At 35.2% G+C, this 1,672-nt stretch carries 3 protein-coding genes; all 3 read right to left on the bottom strand.

All coding sequences use genetic code 11. From position 1 onward, the window contains the following. A partial coding sequence (locus GX687_02645) for a purine-binding chemotaxis protein CheW (GenBank protein ID HHX96349.1) occupies positions 1-396 on the bottom strand: 396 nt, incomplete at its 3' end. 23 nt (positions 397-419) lie between these two features. Next, positions 420-1,118, bottom strand: coding sequence for a response regulator transcription factor (locus GX687_02650; GenBank protein HHX96350.1), 699 nt, complete (start codon positions 1,116-1,118; stop codon positions 420-422). Positions 1,119-1,404: 286 nt separating this feature from the next. Further along, the coding region (locus GX687_02655) for an MFS transporter (GenBank protein ID HHX96351.1) at positions 1,405-1,672 on the bottom strand (268 nt) is incomplete at its 5' end.

The raw sequence follows: 1,672 nt of genomic DNA on the forward strand, positions 1-1,672 counted from the left end.
TAAAATTATTAAACGCCCAGACAAACGACCAATACCATGCAAACCGGCACTTACACCCATTTGCCCAAGAAATGAGGGTAAAGGTACAATCATTTGACTAGGCAAAGCTAAAACCTCGATAACATTATCCACCAAAATTCCTACAAAACAATCTACCAAATCAAAAATAATAATTTGTTTAGTTTCGGGGTTTTCCGTTATTTGGTCATAAAGATGCTTTCTTAAATCTACGACCGGAATTACTTCTTCCCTTAAACAAATTATTCCCCTAAGTAAACCCGAACTTTGTGGTAATTTAACAATTTTTTGCGATTCCACGATTTCACGTACTGCCTTAATCTCTAAACCAAACTCTTCACCAGATAATGAAAAGACAATATATTCCTGTTTAGGCATGATTGTTCTCCCCTTAATTTAATTTAACCCCCACAAAGATTTCTAAGCATATAACCCACACCACTACAAGTAACTATATATTCCGGGTTACCGGGATCCTTTTCAATTTTTTTTCTTAAACGCCCAATACTTACGCGTAAATAATGTATACAATCGCGAAAATCATCTCCCCAAATCGATTCCAAAATTTGATCATGAGGTACTACACAATTAACATGAGAAGCTAAATAGGTTAATAATTTAAATTCCGTTGGTGTCAAATGAATTGTCTCTGCTCCGATTATAACCCGTCTTTGAGCAAAATTAATGATTAAATCACCCAATTTAACCTCTTCCGGCAGGGAATAATTAAACTTATTTTTTACTCTACGCATTAAGGCATTAACTCTTACCAGCAATTCATCTACAGCAAAAGGCTTAGTAATATAATCGTCGGCACCAGCATTAAAACACTCTACTACATGTCGTAAATTCCTTTCAGCCGTAATAATAATTGGGATATCAGATTTTTCACGAAGTTGACGACAAATCTCCAAACCATCCAATTCGGGCAATTTAAAATCTAAAATCACTAAATCAGGCTTTGTTTTTTCAAACTGAACCAAAACCTCCTTATCAGTTCTAGCTGCCACAACACGATAACCACTTGCCCTAAGATTAGCTCTGATAAAACGCAAGGTTTGGGAGTCATCATAGGCTATCAGTGCCATTAGTTTTGCCATTTCTTCTCCCCCCCTCATAACCTCTACCATTTATTTTGCCGCAATTTTCCGCCAAAACATATTCGCAATCTTAGCAAATTGGACTACACTACCTCACAAATACAAAAGGTTGCGAAAAGTATTAACAGAAAGCAAAACAAATCTAAACAGTATTTTTAAAAAAAGGCCATATTTTTTTATACTTTTGATATATTTAATTCTACCTAGTAACCTGTTTTCCCTACAAAATATCAAAAAAAATTTCCTAACCAAACTCATTCCCCAAAAAAATAACATAAACTCCCTTTTATTGCCTTTTGGGAAACAAATTTAATAAACCTACCAAACCTGTCCAAATAGCTGGTAATAAAAAAGTAAGTCCTAAACTTTTTTCCATTAGAAAACCAAATGTCGGCGGTCCAGCCGCTACCCCCAAAAAACGCACACTACCATATAAAGAGGTAATCATCCCTCTCTCTTCTTTACCAGATGCCCCTGTAACAAAAGAATTTAAACTAGTTAAAGCCATACCAGTACCAATACCAGCAATAACCATGGTGGCAACTAATAAAAAA

Source organism: Clostridia bacterium, assembly GCA_012841935.1.
Classification (GTDB): domain Bacteria; phylum Bacillota; class Peptococcia; order DRI-13; family DTU073; genus DUTS01.

Coding starts and splice junctions, on each gene's coding strand:
- GX687_02650 (HHX96350.1), bottom strand. CDS start 1,118: ATGGCAAAACTAATGGCACTGATAGCCTATGATGACTCCCAAACCTTG.